At 70.8% G+C, this 19,793-nt stretch carries 13 protein-coding genes; 6 read left to right on the top strand and 7 right to left on the bottom strand.

Features of this window, described 5'->3' with window-relative positions; translation table 11 throughout:
* Positions 1-31: 31 nt before the first annotated feature.
* On the top strand, positions 32-670 hold the full coding sequence (locus R6Y94_RS10965) for a TetR/AcrR family transcriptional regulator (protein ID WP_318395706.1): 639 nt from the start codon (positions 32-34) through the stop codon (positions 668-670).
* Positions 671-885: 215 nt separating this feature from the next.
* On the opposite strand, the gene R6Y94_RS10960 is transcribed toward R6Y94_RS10965, so the two are convergent.
* Positions 886-3,747, bottom strand: a complete 2,862-nt coding sequence (locus R6Y94_RS10960; protein ID WP_318395705.1) for a helix-turn-helix transcriptional regulator — start codon at positions 3,745-3,747, stop codon at positions 886-888.
* Positions 3,748-4,027: 280 nt separating this feature from the next.
* Here R6Y94_RS10960 and R6Y94_RS10955 point away from each other — a divergent pair, with 280 nt between their 5' ends.
* From R6Y94_RS10955 to helR, 4 genes are all read left to right on the top strand, one after another.
* On the top strand, positions 4,028-7,420 hold the full coding sequence (locus tag R6Y94_RS10955; RefSeq protein WP_318395704.1) for a glycosyl hydrolase family 18 protein: 3,393 nt from the start codon (positions 4,028-4,030) through the stop codon (positions 7,418-7,420).
* A 208-nt stretch (positions 7,421-7,628) separates the two neighbouring features.
* Positions 7,629-7,850: a hypothetical protein gene (locus R6Y94_RS10950; protein WP_318395703.1), complete on the top strand. Its 222-nt coding sequence runs from the start codon at positions 7,629-7,631 to the stop codon at positions 7,848-7,850.
* 719 nt (positions 7,851-8,569) lie between these two features.
* On the top strand, positions 8,570-10,084 hold the full coding sequence (locus R6Y94_RS10945) for an MDR family MFS transporter (RefSeq protein ID WP_318395762.1): 1,515 nt from the start codon (positions 8,570-8,572) through the stop codon (positions 10,082-10,084).
* Positions 10,085-10,102: 18 nt separating this feature from the next.
* Positions 10,103-12,256, top strand: a complete 2,154-nt coding sequence (gene helR, locus R6Y94_RS10940; protein WP_318395702.1) for an RNA polymerase recycling motor ATPase HelR — start codon at positions 10,103-10,105, stop codon at positions 12,254-12,256.
* A 129-nt stretch (positions 12,257-12,385) separates the two neighbouring features.
* On the opposite strand, the gene R6Y94_RS10935 is transcribed toward helR, so the two are convergent.
* Positions 12,386-13,501, bottom strand: coding sequence for a MerR family transcriptional regulator (locus tag R6Y94_RS10935; protein WP_318395701.1), 1,116 nt, complete (start codon positions 13,499-13,501; stop codon positions 12,386-12,388).
* A gap of 102 nt (positions 13,502-13,603) precedes the next feature.
* On the opposite strand from R6Y94_RS10935, the gene R6Y94_RS10930 reads away from it, so the two are divergent.
* Entirely contained in the window at positions 13,604-14,890 is a 1,287-nt protein-coding gene (locus R6Y94_RS10930; RefSeq protein ID WP_318395700.1) for an MFS transporter, read from the top strand.
* Between the two features lie 167 nt (positions 14,891-15,057).
* Here R6Y94_RS10930 and R6Y94_RS10925 read toward each other — a convergent pair whose 3' ends face one another.
* Genes R6Y94_RS10925 through R6Y94_RS10905 form a run of 5 tightly spaced genes read right to left on the bottom strand, consistent with a single transcriptional unit; the run spans position 15,058 to position 19,784 of the window.
* Positions 15,058-16,065: an alpha/beta hydrolase family esterase gene (locus R6Y94_RS10925; protein WP_318395699.1), complete on the bottom strand. Its 1,008-nt coding sequence runs from the start codon at positions 16,063-16,065 to the stop codon at positions 15,058-15,060.
* Between the two features lie 12 nt (positions 16,066-16,077).
* Positions 16,078-17,814 carry a hypothetical protein gene (locus tag R6Y94_RS10920; protein WP_318395698.1) on the bottom strand — a complete coding sequence of 579 codons (1,737 nt, stop codon included), beginning with the start codon at positions 17,812-17,814 and terminating at the stop codon, positions 16,078-16,080.
* Entirely contained in the window at positions 17,811-18,788 is a 978-nt protein-coding gene (locus R6Y94_RS10915) for a hypothetical protein (protein ID WP_318395697.1), read from the bottom strand. Before R6Y94_RS10915 ends, R6Y94_RS10920 begins: the two co-directional genes overlap by 4 nt.
* Positions 18,718-19,500 (bottom strand): alpha/beta hydrolase, encoded by a 783-nt coding sequence (locus R6Y94_RS10910; protein ID WP_318395696.1) that lies wholly within the window; start codon positions 19,498-19,500, stop codon positions 18,718-18,720. The genes R6Y94_RS10915 and R6Y94_RS10910 overlap by 71 nt, the downstream gene beginning before the upstream one ends.
* Positions 19,497-19,784 carry an acyl carrier protein gene (locus R6Y94_RS10905; protein WP_318395695.1) on the bottom strand — a complete coding sequence of 96 codons (288 nt, stop codon included), beginning with the start codon at positions 19,782-19,784 and terminating at the stop codon, positions 19,497-19,499. Before R6Y94_RS10905 ends, R6Y94_RS10910 begins: the two co-directional genes overlap by 4 nt.
* Positions 19,785-19,793 lie beyond the last annotated feature (9 nt).

Genomic DNA, 19,793 nt, shown 5'->3' with positions numbered 1-19,793 from the left:
CGATTGGTTCGACTGACCACGACGAGGCCGGATGTCACCGAGAAACGCGGCAGCACTGCGCCGCAGCGACGATGGGCGAAGCCTGCGTGAGCATCTGATCGCCATCACCGAACGCATGATCTCCACCCAGGGTACGGCGGGACTCACCGTGCGGGCGATCGCTCGGCAGGCGGGTGTCGCCGACGGGGTGCTCTACAACTACTTCGCCGACAAGGAGGAGTTACTGGCCAACGCCCTACGCGCGCATGTCCGCACTGTCGAGCGAGGGCTGGGTGACCTCCCCGAACCCGGTACCGACACCGTCGAAGCCAACCTACGCGGCTACCTCGGCCACGGCCTGGCGCTGCACCGGGCGATCCTGCCCGCGTTCGCCGGGTTGCTCGCCCAGCCCACGGTCCTCGCCAAGTTCGCGGAGCTGGACGGGCACGGCGAGGACTGGCGCGATCGGTTGGCCCGTTACCTGCACGCGGAAAGAGACCTGGGCCGGCTCGCCGCGGACGCCCAGCTCGACGCCGCCGCCGCAATGATCGTGGGGGTCTGTCACGAGGCAGTGCTACCGGCGTTGTTCCGGCACCAGGCGACAACCGCGGAGCCACCTTCCGTCGAATCCATCGTCACCACCGTGCTGGCCGGAATCGGGCACGGAGAGAGCACCTCCGGACCCGGCTGAGGTCCAACCCACTGAACTCACCCGACCGCGGCGGCGGAGCGTTTCGGCTTCGGCATGCCGTCGATGACCGAGCACACGCCCGTCGCCGACGTCAGCCGTCGCCCGACGAGCCCGCGAAGACCCGGGCCGGCACGCTGAGGACTCCGTCGCGACGTCGCCGGTCGCTGCGGGTGCGTAACCGGGGACCACCGAACACGGCCGGAGCCTGGCTGGGTTCAGTGCTGGACGGCGTCGGCTTCGCGGCGCAGCACCTCGCGGGCGATCTCCAGTCGGCTGCGCATGCCGAGCTTGCCGAGGATGTGCGAGACGTGGGTCTGCACGGTGCGCCGGGACAGGTACATGTCCTGCGCGATGACCGGCGTCGAACGGCCTTCGGCGATCATGGCGGCCACCCGGCGCTCGGTCGGGGTGAGGGCCTCCCAGCCCGCGGTGGGGCGCGGTGGGCGTACCCCTCGGATGCCTCGCCGGATGCCGTGCCGGCGTAGCCGGCTCTCCGCGCGGCGGATGTCCCAGGCGGCACCGAAGCCGTCGTAGAGGTCGACCGCCTCGTTGAGGACGAGCCGCGCCTCGGCCGCCTCGCCGCGGCCGGCGAGCACGTAGGCGAGATCCTCCAGGGTGCCGGCCAGCGGCACCGGCGGTCCGACCGCCCGGTAGTGTGTGGCGGCCGCGCGCAGCGGCGCGGGGTCCCGGTCGAGCAGTCCCCGACAGCGGTGGCTGGCTGCGGACGCCCGTGCCGGCGGGTCCTCCGCCGAGGCCTCGGACTCGCAGGCGCGCAGCGCGGCCGCCGCTGTCGTGTGGTCACCGACGTCCAGGGCGATCCGTACCAGATCTGGCAGCCACTGGTGGGCCAGCGTCATCTCACCGGGCCGCCGGGTCAGCATGCCCGACAGGATCGACAGGGCGGTGCCCGGTTTCCCGTCCTGCTCGGCCGCGAGCGCGTGCCCGGCGAGCAGGAAGTCGGAGTTCTCCCGGTCCGAGATCGTCACGACGGGGAGGTCCAGTCCGGCGCGCAGGTGCTCGTCCGCCGCCGACCGCTCGGCCCGCCGGCCGGTGATCATAGCGGCGACACCGTGCCACAGCAGCATCGGCCCGCGCTCGCGCAGACCGGAGTACGTGAGTGTGGTGGCGTCCAGGTCGACCGGAGCCAGCGTGGCCATCGCGTCGTCCCACTGACCCAGCCAGTAGAGCAGCACGGCCGCGGTCAGCGCCGAGGTCACCTGGCCGGAATCGTTCGTATGCTGGGTCAGCGCCCGACCGCGCCGAAGGGCCGCCTCGGCCTCTGGCCAGCGGTCGAGGTTCTGCAGGGTAAAGGTCCGGGCGTCGAGTGCGTACGTTCGCAGGTTCGCGTGCTCTGGGTCCTCCGCCAGCACTTCCAGGGCACGATCGACGTAGTGCAGCGCGGCGGCGTGGTCCCGCCGGACGGAGTGGCTCAACCAGAGATCGATCAACGCGTAGCCCATCGAGAGCGGGTCGGCCGCCTTCTCGCCCACGTCCAGAGCCTGGCGGGCGGTGGCGTCGGCGGCGTCGAGGTCGCCTGTGCTCGCTCGTTGGAACATTGCGAGCGACGCGAGCAGCCGAGCGCGCCACCGGTCGGGTTGTTCCGGCCAGGCGAGCGCGCGCCGCACAGCGGTCACGGCTTCGTCGTTGTCGCCCGCGCTGAACAGCGCCCGGGCCAGCACCCAGTGCATCTCGGCGCGGTGCTGCGGCTCGACCGTGATCGCCAACGCCTGCCGAGCCCGTGCCGCAGCATCCACGTGCCGGCCCATCCGGAGCAGCGTGCGGGCGAGGCCGACGAGGAGGGTCTCCCGGTCACTTTGGTTGGGCAGCGCCGGGTCGAGCGCTCGCTGGAGCAGGTCGACCGCGATGCCGGGGGCCCGCGCGGCCAAGGCCGGAGCGGCCGCAACGAGCCAGCCGCGCGCCCAGTCGCGGCCGGGATGGTCCGACGCGAGTAGCTGCTGCGCCACCCGCAGCGGGTCGGCACCGGCTGCGGCCAGCGCCTGGGCCGCCTCGCCGTGCAGCGCCGATCGCAACGCGGCGGGCATGCCCTCGTAGAGAGCCTGCCGGATCAACGGGTGCCGGAACGCCAGCTCGCGGCCCACGCCGACGAGCAGCCCGGATACGACCGCGTCCTGCACGCCCGCAGCCAACTCCGAGGCGGGTACCCCCAGCACCGCCGCCAGCTCCGTAACCGTGAACTCGCCACCGAGCAGGGACGCGGTGCGCAGTATCCGTGCGGTCTGCGCGGGGAGGGCGCCGAGCCGGTCGCTCAGCGCGGCCGCGTACGAGGGCGGGACGCGGTCGAGCACGGTCTCCGGCACGTCGCCGGAAAGCCCGACGAGCTGCTCCCGGACCAGCGCGTCCACCAGTTCGCGTACGTACAGCGGGTTGCCCATGGCCCGTGCGGTCAACCGGGTCAGGCTCGGCCCTGGCAGCACGCCGATCAGGGCGGCCACCAGGGCCGCGACGTCGGTATCCGGCAGCGCGCCGAGCGAGATCACGGTGCCGCGGCGCCCGGCGGCCGCCCGCAACTCCCGCACCTCCTGCCGGCCGGGCCCCATCCGGCACACACCGACCAGCAGCAGCGGAAGCTGCTCTGCCGCGATGGCCAGACGGTGCCACACCAGCAACGACGCCTCGTCCGCCCACTGCACGTCGTCCACGACCAGGACGGTGGCGGCCGCCGTACACATCTCGTCCACCAGCGACACGAGCATCTCGACCGCGGTGTGCGCGATGTCGTCCGCCTCGAACAGTCCCGGTCGCCGGTCCCGGAGGAATTTTGCGATACCCGCCCGACGGGGATCCGGCGAGCCTGTCCGGATCTGCAGGCAATCCACCATCACGCCCAACGGGAAGCGCTGGGAAAGCTGATCCGCCGTGCCCCACAGCATCTCGTGCCCGCTGTCGCCGGCGGCGCCCAGCGCCGCCGCCACCATGGAGGACTTGCCGATGCCGGCCTCACCCTCCACCCACACCACCGAGCCTGCACCGCGCCCCAGGCCCTCGACCGCGGCGCCGAGGACCGCCAGTTCCTCGTCGCGCCCAACCCAGACATTCGGTCGATCGACGGGAATCACTTCGATACGATAGCGCCTCACTCATGATCAAGGCGTCCCTCGCGTCGCGAGCACGGACGCGGGAGACTCCTTGATCGTGAATGAGGACGGGTGCGTCATCTGACGTATGGGCTTATCAGACCGGTCGAGGTTTCGGCAAACCAGTGGCGTCACCGTGCCGATGTCTGACCCGTGGTGCTGCCGGCACGATTCTCAAATGTTGAGCAGCAGCGGGCGGTCGCCCGGAACGATGGCGACATTTCCCCACCGTGTGCAGTCAATTCCGAGAATTCTGGCGGTAGTGCTCGTTCTCGCCCTGCTGGCCGTGTCCTGGCCCGTCGGTCTGGCCCGTCCCGCCGCAGCCGCGTCGACAATTCCGTCGACGGCGGCGGAGCGGGCCGAACTCGCCCGGTGGTGGGCTCCGGTGCACTTCCAGGACGTCGATACCAGCGGCGAGACCTCATTCGGTGGCGAGTCCGACTACATCACGTCGTACGACTTCGACGGCGACCTCAACGGCCGCAACAACTGGGAGAACGCCAGCGAGCACCCGCTGCCGGCCCACGTGTACTACTCGGTGGTCCAGACGCCGAGCTTCTCCTACCTGATCTACATGTTCTTCCACCCCCGGGACTGGGCGGACGCCGCTCTCGACGACTACGAGGAGGACGCGACCGAGCACGAGAACGACGCCGAAGGCGCCCTGCTCGTCGTGGCCAACGACGGCACCGCGCACGGCACGCTCAAGGCCGCCATCACCGTGTCGCACAGCGACTTCTACTCCTGGCTGCCCGACGGCAGCGACTTCGCCAGCGGCGAGGAGGACGTCGACGGTGTGATCGCGACGACGAACAGCCCGCACGACGACGACGATCATCAGCGCCCGTGGACGGCCCAGCAGGCCGGCACCCACGCCGCGTGGGCCATGGGTGCTGAGCGGAAGCCGTCCCCCGACCTCGGAGACCAGTACCGGAACGGCGACGGCATCCTCTACTACCCTGGCTCCACCGCCGAGGTACCCGACGGGCCGAACGACCGGGACGTGCAGTACACCCTGATCGACATCTTCGCCCCGGACGGCATGTGGGACAACCGCAACCTGACAACGTTGTTCGCCACTCCGAACAATTTCGCCGGCGACGACGGCGGCAACCCGCACGGCGCCGTCTGCGGCGAAGGCGGGGTGGCAGGACCGGCGGACGGCGATTGCCCTACCGACGCCGCCAACCCGGCGTGGGCCTGGGACGACGCCGATGACGTCCCGGGCAGGGGGTATCTGGCCACCAACCCGGCTGAGCTCGTCCACAACTACTTCAACTGGCCGGGCAAGCCCGACTCCGCCGACCTCGACTACACCTGGAACGCGTACAACGGGGTCACCCCGCCCGACCCCTCCGAGCTCAACGGCGGGGTGGGCGACCCGATGGAGGCGCACGCCGGTGGCGACGACGGCGGCGCCAAGCCGCCGACCGGCGCCCATCACACCTGCCGACCGGACGGCCTGCCGCCGACCGCGGGCGTGGACACCCCGTACTGCGACGTCTACGACTCCGCTGGCCGGGAATGGCTCGGCCAGGGCCGGTCCCGGCGGGTGATCGGCTACTTCAACGGTGGCCGCACCGGCGCCGACGGTACGCCGCACTACCTGGTCAAGAACATCCCATGGTCGAAGGTGACGCACCTCAACTACGCCTTCGCGCACATCGAGAACAACCGGATATCCGTCGGCGCCGCCGGCCCGGACAACCCGGCCATCGGCATGACGTGGCCCGGCATGCGGGGCGCCGAGATGGACCCCGGACTGCCGTACCAGGGGCACTTCAACCTGCTGACCAAGTACAAGGGACTGCACCCGCGGGTGAAGACGCTGATCTCGGTCGGCGGCTGGGCCGAGTCACGCGGCTTCTACGCGATGACCACCAACGCCGACGGCACGGTCAACCAGGGCGGGATCAACACCTTCGCGGACTCCGTGGTGGACTTCCTGCGCCGGTACAGCTTCGACGGGGTGGACATCGACTACGAGTACCCGACCATGCTGGACCAGACCGGCAACCCGAACGACTGGGACGCGGCGCGGTCCCGGCGGCCGGGACTGCCGGCCAGCTACACCGCGCTGATGAAGACGCTGCGTGAGAAGCTGGACCGGGCCGCCGCCACGGACGACAGGTACTACCTGTTGACCTCCGCGTCATCGGCGTCGGGCTACCTGGTGCGCGGCATGGCCAACCAGGAGGCGCTGCGGTACCAGGACTTCACCAACCTGATGTCGTACGACTTCCACGGCACCTGGAACGACGTGGTCGGACCCAACGCCCCGCTCTACGACGACGGCAAGGACGTGGAGCTGAAGGAGCTCTACGAGACCCCGGAGTACGACGGCATCGGCTACTTCAACACCGACTGGGCATTCCACTACCTGCGCGGCGCGATGCAGGCGGGGCGGATCAACATCGGTATCCCGTATTACACCCGGGGCTGGCGGGGCGTCAACGGTGGCGAATCCGGCCTGTGGGGCACATCAGAGGGGACCGACTGCGCACCCGGCACCGGCCTCGTCCGGCCGTGCGGCAACGGCGCCGTCGGCATCGACAACATCTGGCACGACAAGACCGCCGAGGGCGAGGAGTTGGGTGCCGGCGTCAGCCCCATGTGGCACGCCGAGAACCTGGAGCGGAACGTCATGCCGGGGTACGCGGACAACGTGGGCCTGACTCCGGACGACGACCCCTCCGACGAGATCAAGGGGCAGTACGTCCGGCACTGGAACGACACCACGAAGACGTCCTGGCTGTGGAACGACAGCAAGGACGTGTTCCTGTCCACGATGGACGGGCAAGGCATCGACGCGGTCGCCGACTACGTGATCGACAAGGGCGCCGGTGGCGTGATGATGTGGGAGCTGGCCGGTGACTACCACTGCCCGGCGAGCGTGACCGGCACGAACCCCTGCCGCATGGGCTACACGATGACCGACAAGCTGCACCAGCGGCTGGCCGGCGTGGACCCCTACGGCGGCAGCCGCAACACGGGCAGCTCCGTGACGATGCCGTCGTCGGCGATCGACGTCACGGTGGACCTGGTGGAGTACGGCTCCACGGCCACGGACCTGTGGCCGATGCAGCCCACGCTCCGGATCACCAACAACACCGGCGTCACGATCGGCGGCGGCAAGGACGTCGAACTCCGTTTCGACCTGCCCACCTCCACCCCGCCCCTGGTCAAGGACGGCAACTGGCAGACAGGGCCGCAGGGCGGCAGATGGCAGGTGGAGCCGGGGCACACCGGCCCCAACGTCGGCAGCGGGCTGAGCGGTGACTTCCACCGGGTCGGCGTGAAACTGGACTACTGCCAGATCATCCCGCCGGGAAAGAGTCTGGACATCCCGATCATCTACTACCTCCCGGCCACCGGACCCGTGAACACCACGCTCAGGGTGGCAACCCAACGGTTCGCGCTGCAGTCGGAACACAACCGGGGGGCATCCCAGACGGCCCCACCGGCGGGCGGCTGCTCCGCCTCCGCATGGGACGCGAGCAAGGTCTATGATCCGGCGACCCAGCCGATCGAACAGACCACCGTGAAGTACGACGGCATGGTCTGGCAGGCCAAGTGGTGGACCCAGGGCAACATCCCGGGTACCGGGGTGGACGCGGACCACGAGCCGTGGAAGCTGATCGGCCCAGCCGGCTGACCCCGCCACCGTGATCTGCGAGGCGTCCCCCAGGCCGCACAGCTACTTGGGGGACGCCTTGATCATGGGGTGCCCCGGTGGGATTCGTCAGCACGGCCCTGGGTCGACGCGAGAGTGGCCGGCTGACGTACTGATCGTCCTTCGGTCGGGGCGCGTTCGAAGCCATGCCGTACCTGCCGGCCCGCCTGCGCGTCGACTAGGTGACCGGATGGATGTCGAGGTCGTGCAGGGTCCGCTCGTGGAGGTGCCGACCGCCGCGGTCACCGGCATCACGCGGGCGCCGAGGACGAACGACAGCCCAGAGGCTCCGATCGCGCGTTTGTGCGCCTCGGACACCATCCCGGCGTCGGCCACCACCATCATGTCGGAGTCCGCCCTGCCACACACCACCCGATGCGGTACCACAGCCATCACCGACCCGCACCAGTAGCAACTCCAGCAACTCAACGACCCGGATCAGCACGCAGTTCCTGCTCCCGCGAACCGGAGTTCCTACTCTCGCAAACGGAAACACGCAGGTCACAGCCTCAAGCCGACCCAGAACCCAGAATGGCGAGCCAAGTCGGGTGAAGCACGTGCATACGGGCTTTCTGCTTCCTGGACGGCATGAGTGGCGGAGCCGCGCGTCGCGCGAGGAGCAAACCTGAGGACTTTGAGCTGATACGCGCCCGGCGACGATAGAGCGGGTCCGGGGAGTCGGAGAACGGGACCGGAGAGTCGGCAAGGAGGACTGGACACTCCTTGCCCTTCTTAACTTATAGCGCACCCCCGGGCTTGCCGCAAGACCCAGGTCGTGCTGCAGAATCGCTGGTCGAAGCCGGAGTCCGCGGGAAACGGGGGTCAGAGATGCGGATGTCGGCGCCGAAGCTCGGGTCGCACGGCGACCGCGCAGGAGGAGTGACACGGGCGCGGGCGACCTGACCCCGCACAGCCCTAGTCCGGCCCGAAGCAATGAAGCCCCGCCACCGGGCGGGTACCAACAGCGCCTTCGTCCCGGCCGCGTGACCGCGCGGCCGTGATCCGTCGCGTCCATGAAACACCTGACCGTCGGGAGAATCGATGACCGTTCCCTCCGAGCTGGCCTCGTCCGGCACCCCGGCGGCGGCCACGCCGGACGATCCGCCCGAGAGGATCGAGCCGTCCCGGCGGATGTCGCACGCCGAGGTGATCCAGGCACTGTCCGGCCTGATGCTCGGCCTCTTCGTCACGATCCTGGCATCCACGATCGTCTCCAACGCGCTGCCGCGCATCGTCGCCGACCTCGGCGGTACCCAGTCGGTCTACACCTGGGTGATCACCACCGAGCTGCTGTCGATGACCGCGACCGTGCCGCTCTGGGGCAAGCTGGCCGACCTCTACAGCAAGAAGCTGCTGATCCAGTTCTCGCTGAGCCTCTTCGTGGTCGGCTCGCTGATCGCCGGCCTCGCACCAGACGTCACGCTGCTACTGATCAGCCGGGTCGCGCAGGGGGTGGGCGCCGGGGGCATGGGCGCGCTCGCGATGATCGTGATGGCCGCGATGATCCCGCCACGTGAGCTGGGCCGTTACTCCGGCGTCTTCGGCGCGGTGTTCGGCGTGGCCACGATCGCCGGCCCACTGATCGGCGGGATCCTGGTGGACACCTCGTGGCTGGGCTGGCGCTGGTGTTTCCTCATCGGCGTGCCGTTCTCCCTGGCCGCGATCGCGCTGCTGCAGAGGACGCTGCACCTGCCGGTCGTCCGCCGGCCGGTCACCATCGACTGGCTGGGCGCGTTCCTGATCATAGCCGGCGTCTGCGCCCTGCTGATCTGGTCGAGCCTGGCCGGTCAACATTTCGGGTGGGGCTCATGGCAGAGCGCGGCATTCGCCGGCGGCGGTCTGCTCCTGCTCGCGCTCGCCGTACGGACCGAGTCGCGAGCCGTGGACCCGATCGTCCCACTCGGCCTCTTCCGCAACCGCACGGTCACCCTCGCCGTGGTGGCCAGCACGCTGGTCGGCGTGGCGATGTTCGGCAGCACGGTCTTCCTGTCCCAGTACTTCCAGGTGGCGCTCGGCAAGTCCCCGACGGTGGCCGGTCTGATGAGCCTCACGATGATCTTCGGCGTCCTGGTGTCCTCGACCGTCGCCGGACAACTCATCACCCGATTCGGCCGGTGGAAGGCGTATCTGGTGGTGGGCTCACTCGTGATGACCAGCGGATTCCTGCTGCTGAGCACGATCGGCGTGCGGACCGGCATGGTGCCGCTGGCGGCGTACATGCTGGTGCTCGGGATCGGCGTCGGCATGCTCATGCAGAACCTCGTGCTCGCGGCGCAGAACGACGTGCCCGCAGCACAACTCGGCGCGGCCACCTCGACGCTCACGTTCTTCCGCAGCATGGGCGGCGCGATCGGGGTGAGCGCGCTCGGCGCCGTGCTCACCGCCCGGGTGACCTCGCTCTCCGCCGACCACTTCGGTGCGGCCGCGACGGAGGGCGGCGCCAAGGTACCCGACCTCGAGACGCTTCCCGCACCGGTCCTCGCCGTGATCCGCGACATCTACGGCACGGCAACCTCGGACCTGTTCCTGGTCGCCGCGCCGATCGCGTTCCTCGCCGTCCTCGCGGTGGTCTCCATCAAGGAGAAGCCGCTGTCCACCCTCACCGGCGACGAGCGCCTCGCCCGGGAATCCGCCGCCCGCGACTGACCCACTCGGAGCCAAGACATGAACCATCTGACCACCGTCGTGTTCAACCTGCCCGGCAACCTCGCCGCCAAGACCGACCCGACGCTGATCGCCGACGACGAGCAGCATTTCAGGGCCATGGCGGAGAGCCTGGAGCAGACGTACACCGACCTGTCCGCCCGCCTGGACGCCGCGCGCAAGGCGCCCGCCGGCAAGGGCCGGCAGGCGGTGGACCGAGACCAGGAGGTCCGCCGGCTGACCGCGCGGCTGCGTACGCTGCGCCGTTTCAGCCTGGACCTGTGCCTCGGCCGCATGGTCGGCGCGGACGACGCCGAGCCGGTCTACGTCGGGCGGCTCGGCCTCACCGACAGCGGCGGCCGCCGGTTGCTGGTCGACTGGCGCTCCCCCGCGGCCGCGCCGTTCTTCGCGGCGACCCACGCCAACCCGATGGGCCTGGCGAGCCGCCGCCGGTACCGCTGGACCCGTGGCAGGATCACCGACTACTGGGACGAGGTGTTCAACCCGGACGGCCTGCAGGGGCACGCCGCGCTCGACGACCAGTCCGCCTTCATCGCCAGCCTCGGCGGCAACCGGTCGGCCCGGATGCGAGACGTGCTCGGCACCATCCAGGCCGACCAGGACGCGATCATTCGGGCCGGATCACCGGGCGCGCTCGTCGTCGACGGCGGTCCGGGTACGGGCAAGACCGTCGTCGCCCTGCACCGCACCGCGTACCTGCTCTACTCCGACCCCCGGCTCCGTGACCGGCGCGGCGGCGTACTGCTCGTCGGCCCGCACGAGCCGTATCTGGCGTACGTCACCGACGTGCTGCCCAGCCTGGGCGAGGAGGACGTGCAGACCTGCACGCTGCGGGACCTCGTACCCGAGGGCGCCGCAGCGGTCGCCGAGACCGTCCCGGAGGTGGCCGCGCTGAAGTCGTCCGCGGACATGGTCAGGGCGATCGAGGCGGCCGTGCGGTTCTACGAGGAGCCGCCCGCGCAGGGGATGACGATCGCGACCGAGTGGTCCGACATCCGGCTGAGCGCCGACGACTGGGCAGCGGCGTTCGAAGCGCCCGATCCGGGCACGCCGCACAACGAGGCGCGCGAGCAGATCTGGGACGCGCTGCTCACGATCCTGCTGGAGAAGTACGACGGCGACGAGCCGGAGGCCCAGTTCCGCGCATCGATGGAGCGGAACCGGGAACTGCGCGCGGTTCTCCACCGCGCGTGGCCGCTGCTCGATGCCCCGAGTCTGGTCGGCGACCTGTGGTCGGTCCCCGCCTACCTGCGCAGGTGCGCCCCCTGGCTCAGTACCGACGACATCCGCAAGCTGCAGCGCGCGGACGCCCAGGCATGGACGATGTCCGACCTGCCGCTGCTGGACGCCGCGCGGCAGCGGCTCGGCGATGCGGGGGCCTCCGAGCGCCGGCGCCGGCATGATGCCGCCGTCTCCGCCGGCCGGGACCAGCTCGCCCGGGTCGTCGACGACCTGATCGCCTCCGCCGCCCACGACGACGGCGAGGGCCTGATGACGATGCTGCGCCAATCGGACCTCCAGGATGCCCTGGCCGACGGCGTCGCGCCGCCGCCCGCCGATGCCCGGGACCTGCTCGCCGGCCCGTTCGCGCACATCGTCGTGGACGAGGCGCAGGAGCTCACCGACGCGGAGTGGCAGATGTTACTGCTGCGCTGCCCGTCGCGCAGCTTCACCATCGTCGGCGACCGTGCCCAGGCCCGGCACGGGTTCACCGAGTCGTGGCAGGAACGCCTCCGGCGGGCCGGTCTCGACCGGATCGAGACAGCGTCGCTGAGCATCAACTACCGGACGCCGCAAGAGGTCATGGCGGAAGCCGAGCCGGTCATCCGGGCCGTGCTCCCGGACGCCAACGTGCCGACCTCGATCCGCACCAGCGGCATCCCGGTCGTGCACAGCTCCGCCTCGGAGCTGACCCCGATCCTCGACACCTGGCTCGCCGCGCACGCCGAAGGGATCGCCTGTGTCATCGGCGACCCGGCATTCCGTGACACGGCCCGGGTCCGGTCGCTGACCCCGGAACTCGCCAAGGGTCTCGAGTTCGACCTGGTCGTCCTCATCGACCCGGAGAGATTCGGTGACGGTATCGAGGGAGCGGTCGACCGCTACGTCGCGATGACCCGGGCGACCCGGCAGCTCGTCATCCTCACCACGTGACCGCAGCCCGTTGAGTGATCTCGCCTACCCACGACAGCAGGCAGCCGGGGCCGACTGGTGTCGGCCGGGACCGCGGGTCCGGGGGCCACCGCAGCTCAGGCACCGCTTGACGGCGTTATCGCACGGTGGTCAGGCTACGAGGAGACGGAGACCGAGCTCTGCCGCGTCGAGGGCGGCGAGTTCGCGGTTACGCTCGGCCCACCGGCCTGAGGAAAGGTCTTGGCGGAGCGTGCTTATCGCCCGCTGCTCGGCCTCCGGTCCGACTCTGGTCCATACCGATACCGCGCGACGCACATGTTCCTGCAGGTACGCCTCGGGCCGACGCCAGTAGGCCTCGAAGAAGCCGTCAGCGCAGTCCCACGGGATGAGCACCGGCTCCATGCGGGCCCCGATCGCGCGGGCCAGTTGGTCCACCGAGGGCCGGCCGGCGACCAGGCCGGCAACCTCGGGCAGGTAGTCGCGGGTGAGCCAGAACCGGTGACGCCAGCCGGCGTTACTGGCGTCGTGTGTGAACACCACCACGCGGCGGGCCACGCGCCGCATCTCGCGCAGCCCGGCGATCGGGTCGTGCCAGTGATGCACGGTGCTGAAGGCCACCGCGGCGTCGAAGGACTGGTCCTCGAACGGGAGGCTCTCCGCAGCGGCGGCCACGCACGGCGCCGCGCCCGCGGGACGCTGTGCCCGCATGACCGCCGACGGTTCCACCGCCGTGACATCGCGGTCGGGGGGCTCGTAGGAGCCGGTGCCAGCCCCGACGTTCAGTACCGTCCGGGCGTCGCCCAGCGCATCCCAGACGCGCGCGGCGATCCGCGGCTCGGTGCGCCGCGTCGCCGGGTATGCGGACCCGATGGCTTCGTACAACTGCGCGCCGAACACCTTGAGTTGTTCCTCCGGCGTCGTCCTGATCCCCATTGCCCGTGCCTCCAGTTCCCTGTCTATGGCCGTCACCATGGCGGCAGCGCGGTCGCGCTGTTCCAGCAGCAGGCCGCGCAGCCGGTGCAGATGTGCGACCGCGTCGGTGGTCGGGTCGTCCACCAGATCCGCGATCTCGCGCAATCCGAAACCCAGCCGCCGGTAGGCGAGCACCTCCCGCAGTCGCTGCACGTCACCCGCGGAGTAGGCCCGGTATCCGGCCGCGGTCCGCGCGGACGGCTGCACGAGGCCAATCTCGTCGTAGTGATGCAGCGTGCGGACGCTCACGTCGGCCAACTCCGCCACGCGTCCCACGGTCAGGTGCTCTTCCACGTCACCGACAATGCGGCATGACGCCACGTGAGGGTCAAGCGCAGCGGTAAGGCCGTCTTGCCGCCGGGTCGACGCCTTGATCCCGCGCCTTAGCGTGGCAGGGTGGCAGCACCCCGAGCGGTACCGCCGTCGAAGATGAGCCGCCGGCTGACGTTCCTGTTCGCGGTGGCGGCGGGCGCGGCCATCGGGAACCTGTACTGGGCGCAGCCGCTGCTCGGCTTCATCGCAGGCGATCTACGTGCCACGACCGCGACGGCTGGCTGGCTCGTCACCGCGACGCAGCTCGGGTACGCCGTCGGCGTGCTGCTGCTCGTGCCGCTCGGCGACGTCGTCGACCGCCGCCGGTTCGTCCCGGTGATGCTGCTGACGTCGGCCGCCGCGCTGCTGCTGTGCGCGCTGGCGCCATCGATCGGGCTACTCCTCCTCGCGCTCGGCGTGCTCGGCGTGACGACGATTTCCGGGCAGGTCCTCACACCGCTCGCCGGGGACCTCGCCGACGAAGCCCGACGTGGCCGAGTCGTCGGCGCCGTCGGGTCCGGGACCCTCACCGGCATCCTGGCCTCCCGTACCATCAGTGGGTTCGTCGCCGGTGCCGCCGGCTGGCGTACGATCTTCGCCCTCGCCGCGGTCGTCGCCGTCCTGCTCGCGGTCCTGCTGTACCGCGCGATCCCACCGCTGGCACCGCGGACGCGCATGTCGTACCCGGCGCTGATCGCGTCGGTCGGCGCGGTGGTCATGCGTGAGCGGGCGGCCCGGTGGACACTGGTCCTCGCGGCCATCGGGTTCGCCGTGTTCTCGTTGTTCTGGACGGCGTTGACGTTCCTGCTCAGCGGTCCGCCGTTCCGGTACCCGGTGCCGGTGATCGGGTTGTTCGGGTTGGCCGGCCTCGCCGGTGCCCTCGCTGTCCAGCATGCCGGTCGGCTGCACGACCGCGGTTGGTCGCTCCCGGCCACCGGCGCGGCATGGATACTGGCCCTCGGCGCCTTCGTCGGCGCGGCGTTCGCCGGCCGGTCTGTCGTGCTCGTCGTCATCGTGATCATCATGATCGATATAGCCCTCCAGGGGCAGGCCCTCCTCAACCGGGCGCGGCTGTTCGCCCTCTCCCACGAGGCCCGCAGCCGGCTCAACACGGCGCTGGGCACCGGCAACTTCATCGGCGCTGCGATCGGCTCCGCCGCCGCGACCGCGCTCTGGTCCGCAGGCGGCTGGACAGCGGTCACGATCGCGGGAGCGGCGCTCTGTTGCTGCGCGCTCACCGTGTGGGCGCTGGGCCGCCGGGGTCCGCTCGTGATCCGCGTCGCCGTGCTGGACCGCCCCGCTGGGACTTCCCTCAACCGCGCGAAATCCGCCCGTGACGCGCGATCTGCTCCAAAGTCAGATCCGCGATGACGCCCTCGTACGCAGTCCACGCGTCCGCTTCTCGGCATGACGTCATCCCCCTCGACAACCCCGCCCACGTCGTCCAGGGTGACCGTGTGACGCACCTGCTCCACGACGTCCCGCGCCCGTCCGCATGATCCATGGCGCGGCACGGCCTCCGCGGCGGGCGGCGCTGTTCAACGTCCGGGATGGGCACTGAAGAACGCCCAGATCACCGCCGTACCGTCCAGTGCCGGTGACGGCGGGTCGAGCAGCGCCCGTGCCGCCGCGCCGTCCGGCCCCGGCTGGCCCGGCCACTGGTGGCCAGCCCCGGCGATGGTGACCAGGGTGACCCCTCGCCCCTCCGGACAGGTGGCGGCCGAGGTCGTCACGGCGCCCGCGACGCTGACCGTAGCTGCGCCGCAGCCGGCTGCCCGCCGCCAGATGTCGATCAGCGCCGGTACTGCCGGGCCGGCGGTGTCGGCCGGCATCGCCCCCTGGCCGCCGTTGTCCCGCCGGCCCGGCCCGCCACCGTAGGGGACGGTGCGGTCCGCCGTGCCGTGGAGGTGGATGACCGACGTCGGCGCCGGCGCCGGACACGGGCCCAACAGGGTGGCCGAGGTTACCCCGATCGCCGCGAACAGGGTCGTGTCGCAACCTAGGCGGTACGCGAGCATTCCGCCGTTGGAGATCCCGGTGGCGTAGATCCGGGCCGGGTCGACCGGCGTCCTGGAGGCGATCGCCGACACCGTCCGCTCGACGAACCCGACGTCGTCCACGTTGGACCGGGCGGGCGGGCCGCAGCAGCCGGGACTGACCGCCCAGGCCCGCCGTATCCCGTCCGGGTACGCGACGAGGAAACCCCCGCGGTCCGCCTCGGCGTTCCAGCCGTACGACGACTGCGCCTGGCTACCGCTGCCCAGGGCGCCGTGCAGCATCACCACGAGCGGTGCCGGGGCGGACCGGGCAAGGGTGGCCGGCCGGTACACCCGGAAGGTGCGCCGCCGGCCGTCCACGGTGAGGGTGTGCTCGCTGGTGCCGGCGGGCAGGCCCGCCAGCGCCGCCCCGCCGGACGGTGCCGGCGGGGATCCGCCGGGCCGGCGGGGCGGGTCCGCCGACCAGCAGCCGCCGGCCAACAGCAGCGCGACGAGCACCGGGGGCAGCACGGACCGGACCCGCCGGTGCCATGCCGGTCGGCCGACCATGCCGGTCCCGCCCTATCCGACGGTCATCTCGATCAGTTCCCAACCGCCTTCCGGAACGGCGTCGTTGGGGTCGGTGCGCAGATTCATCGGGTTGGCCATCCCCAGATACAGCCTGGACCCGTCGGCGAGCATGTTGCGGATCCCGTAGTTGAGGTAGTTGCCGACCCCGACCGTGTCGACCGGCGTCCCCGGCCCGTCCGGGGTGCTGAACATCCACAGGTCGCCGCCGTAGTCGTTGTACTCCCCCATGTCGTGGCCGCACCGGCCGCTGCCGAGTCGTCCCTTGAGCAGGTAACTCCAGTCCATCGTGCCGATGAACAGTTTGCCGCCGGCCACGGTCATCTTCCAGAGGTAGTTGTTGTACCCGTTGCCGATGCCCTGCGAGCCGTACAGCGGGGTGTAGTTGGTCGGCCTGTTCACCCAACCGCCCACGCCGGCGTTCGCGGCCGGGTCGTACGTCGACAGCTCCGAGGCGCCGTAGAGCAGGTCGACCTGCTGGTTCGTGGCACCGAAGTTCCGTCCCCGGAACACGACGGCGGCCCGCAACGAACTCTTGAGGAGCTGGCAGGTGGCCTCGTCGTTCGGCGGCGGGTACCGCAACCGCAGCGCGAACGCCGACTTCAGCGGCACGTGCATGGTGCCCCAGTAGAGGTAGTCGCCGAACGCGGCCAGGCCACCGAGGCCGTAGGTACCGGCGATCACCGGGTCCGGCTCGTACATCCGCGCGTGCCAGACCTGCCGCCAACTGCCCGCGTCGCCGACGACCAGCCCCGGCTGGCCGTCGGCCAGCAGCGGGCTCATCCACAGACCGGCCGTCTGCTGCGGGGTACTGGCCAGCGCGGTCGACCACGAACTGACGTAGATCCGGCCCTTGAAGTAGGTGAGGTCGGCCGCCTGCGCCGGCAGGTTCGCCACGGTCACGAAGCTGAACGGGTTGGTCAGGCTGCCGGTCCACCGCAGCACCTGGCCGCCGTCCTCGCCGTTGCGCCCGATTCCGACGCCCGCGTAGAGGGCGCCCTCGGCCGCCACGAAGTGGCGGATGTTGCCGTACGCGGTGAGGTTCGTCGACCCGAGGAAGGCCCCCGTGGTGCCGTTGAACGCAAACAGGTTGATGCTGTTGTTGAGCCCGGGGCCGCCGAAGAGCACCACGTTGTTGAAGGCGCCACCGGCCCGCAGTCCGAGCGTCGCCCGCAGCCGGAGCTGGTCGGCGGCGGACGCGTTCTCGATGTCGGTGGTCTTGCGCACCACGGTGCGGGTCGACTGGTCGAAGTAGAACACCTCCGGCCGGCGCTGGTCGCCGACGGCCGCCGGCACGATCGGGTTCTGCTTGACGATCTGGCTCTCCCCGTACTCGCAGACGTAGTCCGGGATCGCGACGGGTTGCGGCTCGCCGAGCGTGGCGCCCTGCACCACGCAGTGCACGTTCGCGCCGGTGCCGAACCACACCCGGGTGCCGACCTGGGCCAGCCCCCAGACGTACGCCTGGTTGACCTTCGGCTGTCCCTGTGCGCACGGCGGCCCGGCCGGATAGACCACGCCGATCCCGTTGAAGCACTCGTCCGGGCGCGCCTTGGCGACGAGTTGGTACGGCAGCGTGCTCGTCACGGAGGCGCGCTGCCCCGCCTCGGGCTCGGCCGTGGCCGGGGTGGCCGTGGCCGGGGTGGCGGTGAACGGCAGTGTCAGCAACAGCACGGCCAGCACCGCGCCGAGCCGGTGTCGTCGGGTCGGATATCTGCGACGGATGTTCATGAGACCGTTGCTCCTCCCTCGATCTGATGGCGGGTGCCGGGTGCCGGCGCAACGACCCGTTCCGAGGCGACGTCCGCCCAACCGGCCCAGTCCGCGAACTCCAGGAACCGGCCCAGCCGGCCCAGTTCCTCGACCGGTCGGGCGACCAGGTCCTCGTACCGCATGGTGAGCAACCGTCGGGGCGCGACGTCGGCGAGGGCCTGCTCCACCTGGTTGGTCAGGAACGCGCACAGCCAGAGGTAGCGGCGCACGTCCTGACCCCGCTCCCGTAGTGCGGCGGCGGTCAGCCGGTCGGGGAGCAGCGGCGCGAGATCCGCCGGCACCGCCTCCGGCTCGGCATAGAACGGGTCGACCCCGCAGCGGCCCAGGAACTCCGCCCGGAGCTGGATCATCTGGAACGACGAGTGGCGGCTCATCGACCGCGCCGTGTCGGGCGTGTTGCGGGTCAGATAGACGAACCCCGCGTCCGGGAAGGCCCGCAGCAGGTACGGCGCCAGATAGCTGGAGCCGCCGGAGCGCTCGACCCAGCGCCGCCGTCCGGTGAGCACGGTCAGCAGGTCGAGGAACATCTCGTGGTGCCGCCCCACCGGCTGGCGCGGAAAGCCCGGCACCCGCGCGGCCAGCGCGTCGAACAGCGCGTCCGGGTCGTCGGAGATCTTCGACAGGGTCACCGCCAGGATGCCCGGCAGCGCGGTCAGCTCGCCGGCCCAGCGGCCGTCCGCCGGGTACCGCACCTCGCGGGGCAGCAGGCCGATCCGGAACAGCGCGGCCAGGTCCGGCTTGGGGCTGCTCAGCAGCGCCCAGTACTCGGCACCGGCGAGCACCGCGTCGCTCTTCGTCGCCGGTACGGTCGACATGAAGAACTCCTGCACCGACAGCGTGTCGGGATGATCGGCGATCAGGTCAGAGAGCAGTGTCGAGCCGCAGCGGCCGTTGCTGATGATGATCCAGCGCCCCGAGATCGGTGCGGTCATCCGGATGCCTCCCCTCCAGGGTGTCCAACCAGGGCAGGACGAGCTCGCGTACCGCTGCGGGCGCGTCGACGAGGACGGTGTGTCGCTGCCCGGGCACCACCGCGATGCGTGCCTGCGGCAGCCAGTTCCGGATCCACGGCAGGGCTGCGGCGAGACCGGACTCCGCGCCGTACACGCAGAGGACCGGGCAGGTGATCCGGGCCAGCTCCGCCGGATCGGCCGGCCGGCTGCTGCCAAGGTCGGCGGCGAGCGTCGAGGCGCCGTACCGCTCGCGGCCGGCGGGCAGCTCCAGCCTGCGGCGGGCCCGCGACAGCCACTCCTCGACCGGTGGTGCCGACTCGATCGCGACGATCCCGCTGACCCGGTCCGGGTGCCGCAGCGCGTACCCGAACGCGACCGTCCCGCCGAAGGAGTTGCCCAGCAGGCAGACCGGGCCGATGACGCCGAGCGCCGCCAGCAGGCCGGCCAGGTCGTCGACGAAGTCGTCGAGCCGGTACCCGGTCGCCGGACGCTCGCTGCGGCCGTGTCCCCGCAGGTCGTACATCACCACCCTGCGTCCGGTGTCGTTGACCGCCCCGGCCAGGGTGAAGTACCAACTGGCCAGCGTGTCGACGCCCAGGCCGTGCACCAGCACCGCCGGGGCAGCCCGCTCGGCCACCGGCGCCAGCACCTGGACGTGCAGGGAGATGCCGTTCACCCGCAGGGTGGTCATGTGCGTACCGGCCGGTCGAGGGCCGCCGCGATGTAGTCGACGAGTTCACCGACCCGCAGGTCGCGGATTGAGGCGAGGTCCAGGCCGGCGACGAACTGGGCCAGGTTCACCGCGTTGCCGTACCGGGCCTGCAGCCGGCCGGCGAGTGCGACGATCTCGATGCTCTCGATGCCGAGGTCCTCCCGGAACGTGGTGTCCATGGTGACGTCGGCGTCGATGTCGTCGCGGACGGCGCGCAGCATGTCCGTGACCTCGGCGAGGATGGCGACCTGTGCCGGCATCATCGGGTACTC

Source organism: Plantactinospora sp. KLBMP9567 (genome assembly GCF_033446045.1).
Taxonomy (GTDB): Bacteria; Actinomycetota; Actinomycetes; order Mycobacteriales; family Micromonosporaceae; genus Plantactinospora.
Note: the sequence above shows the minus strand (reverse complement) of the source record. Positions and strands in the feature narration are given on the sequence as shown.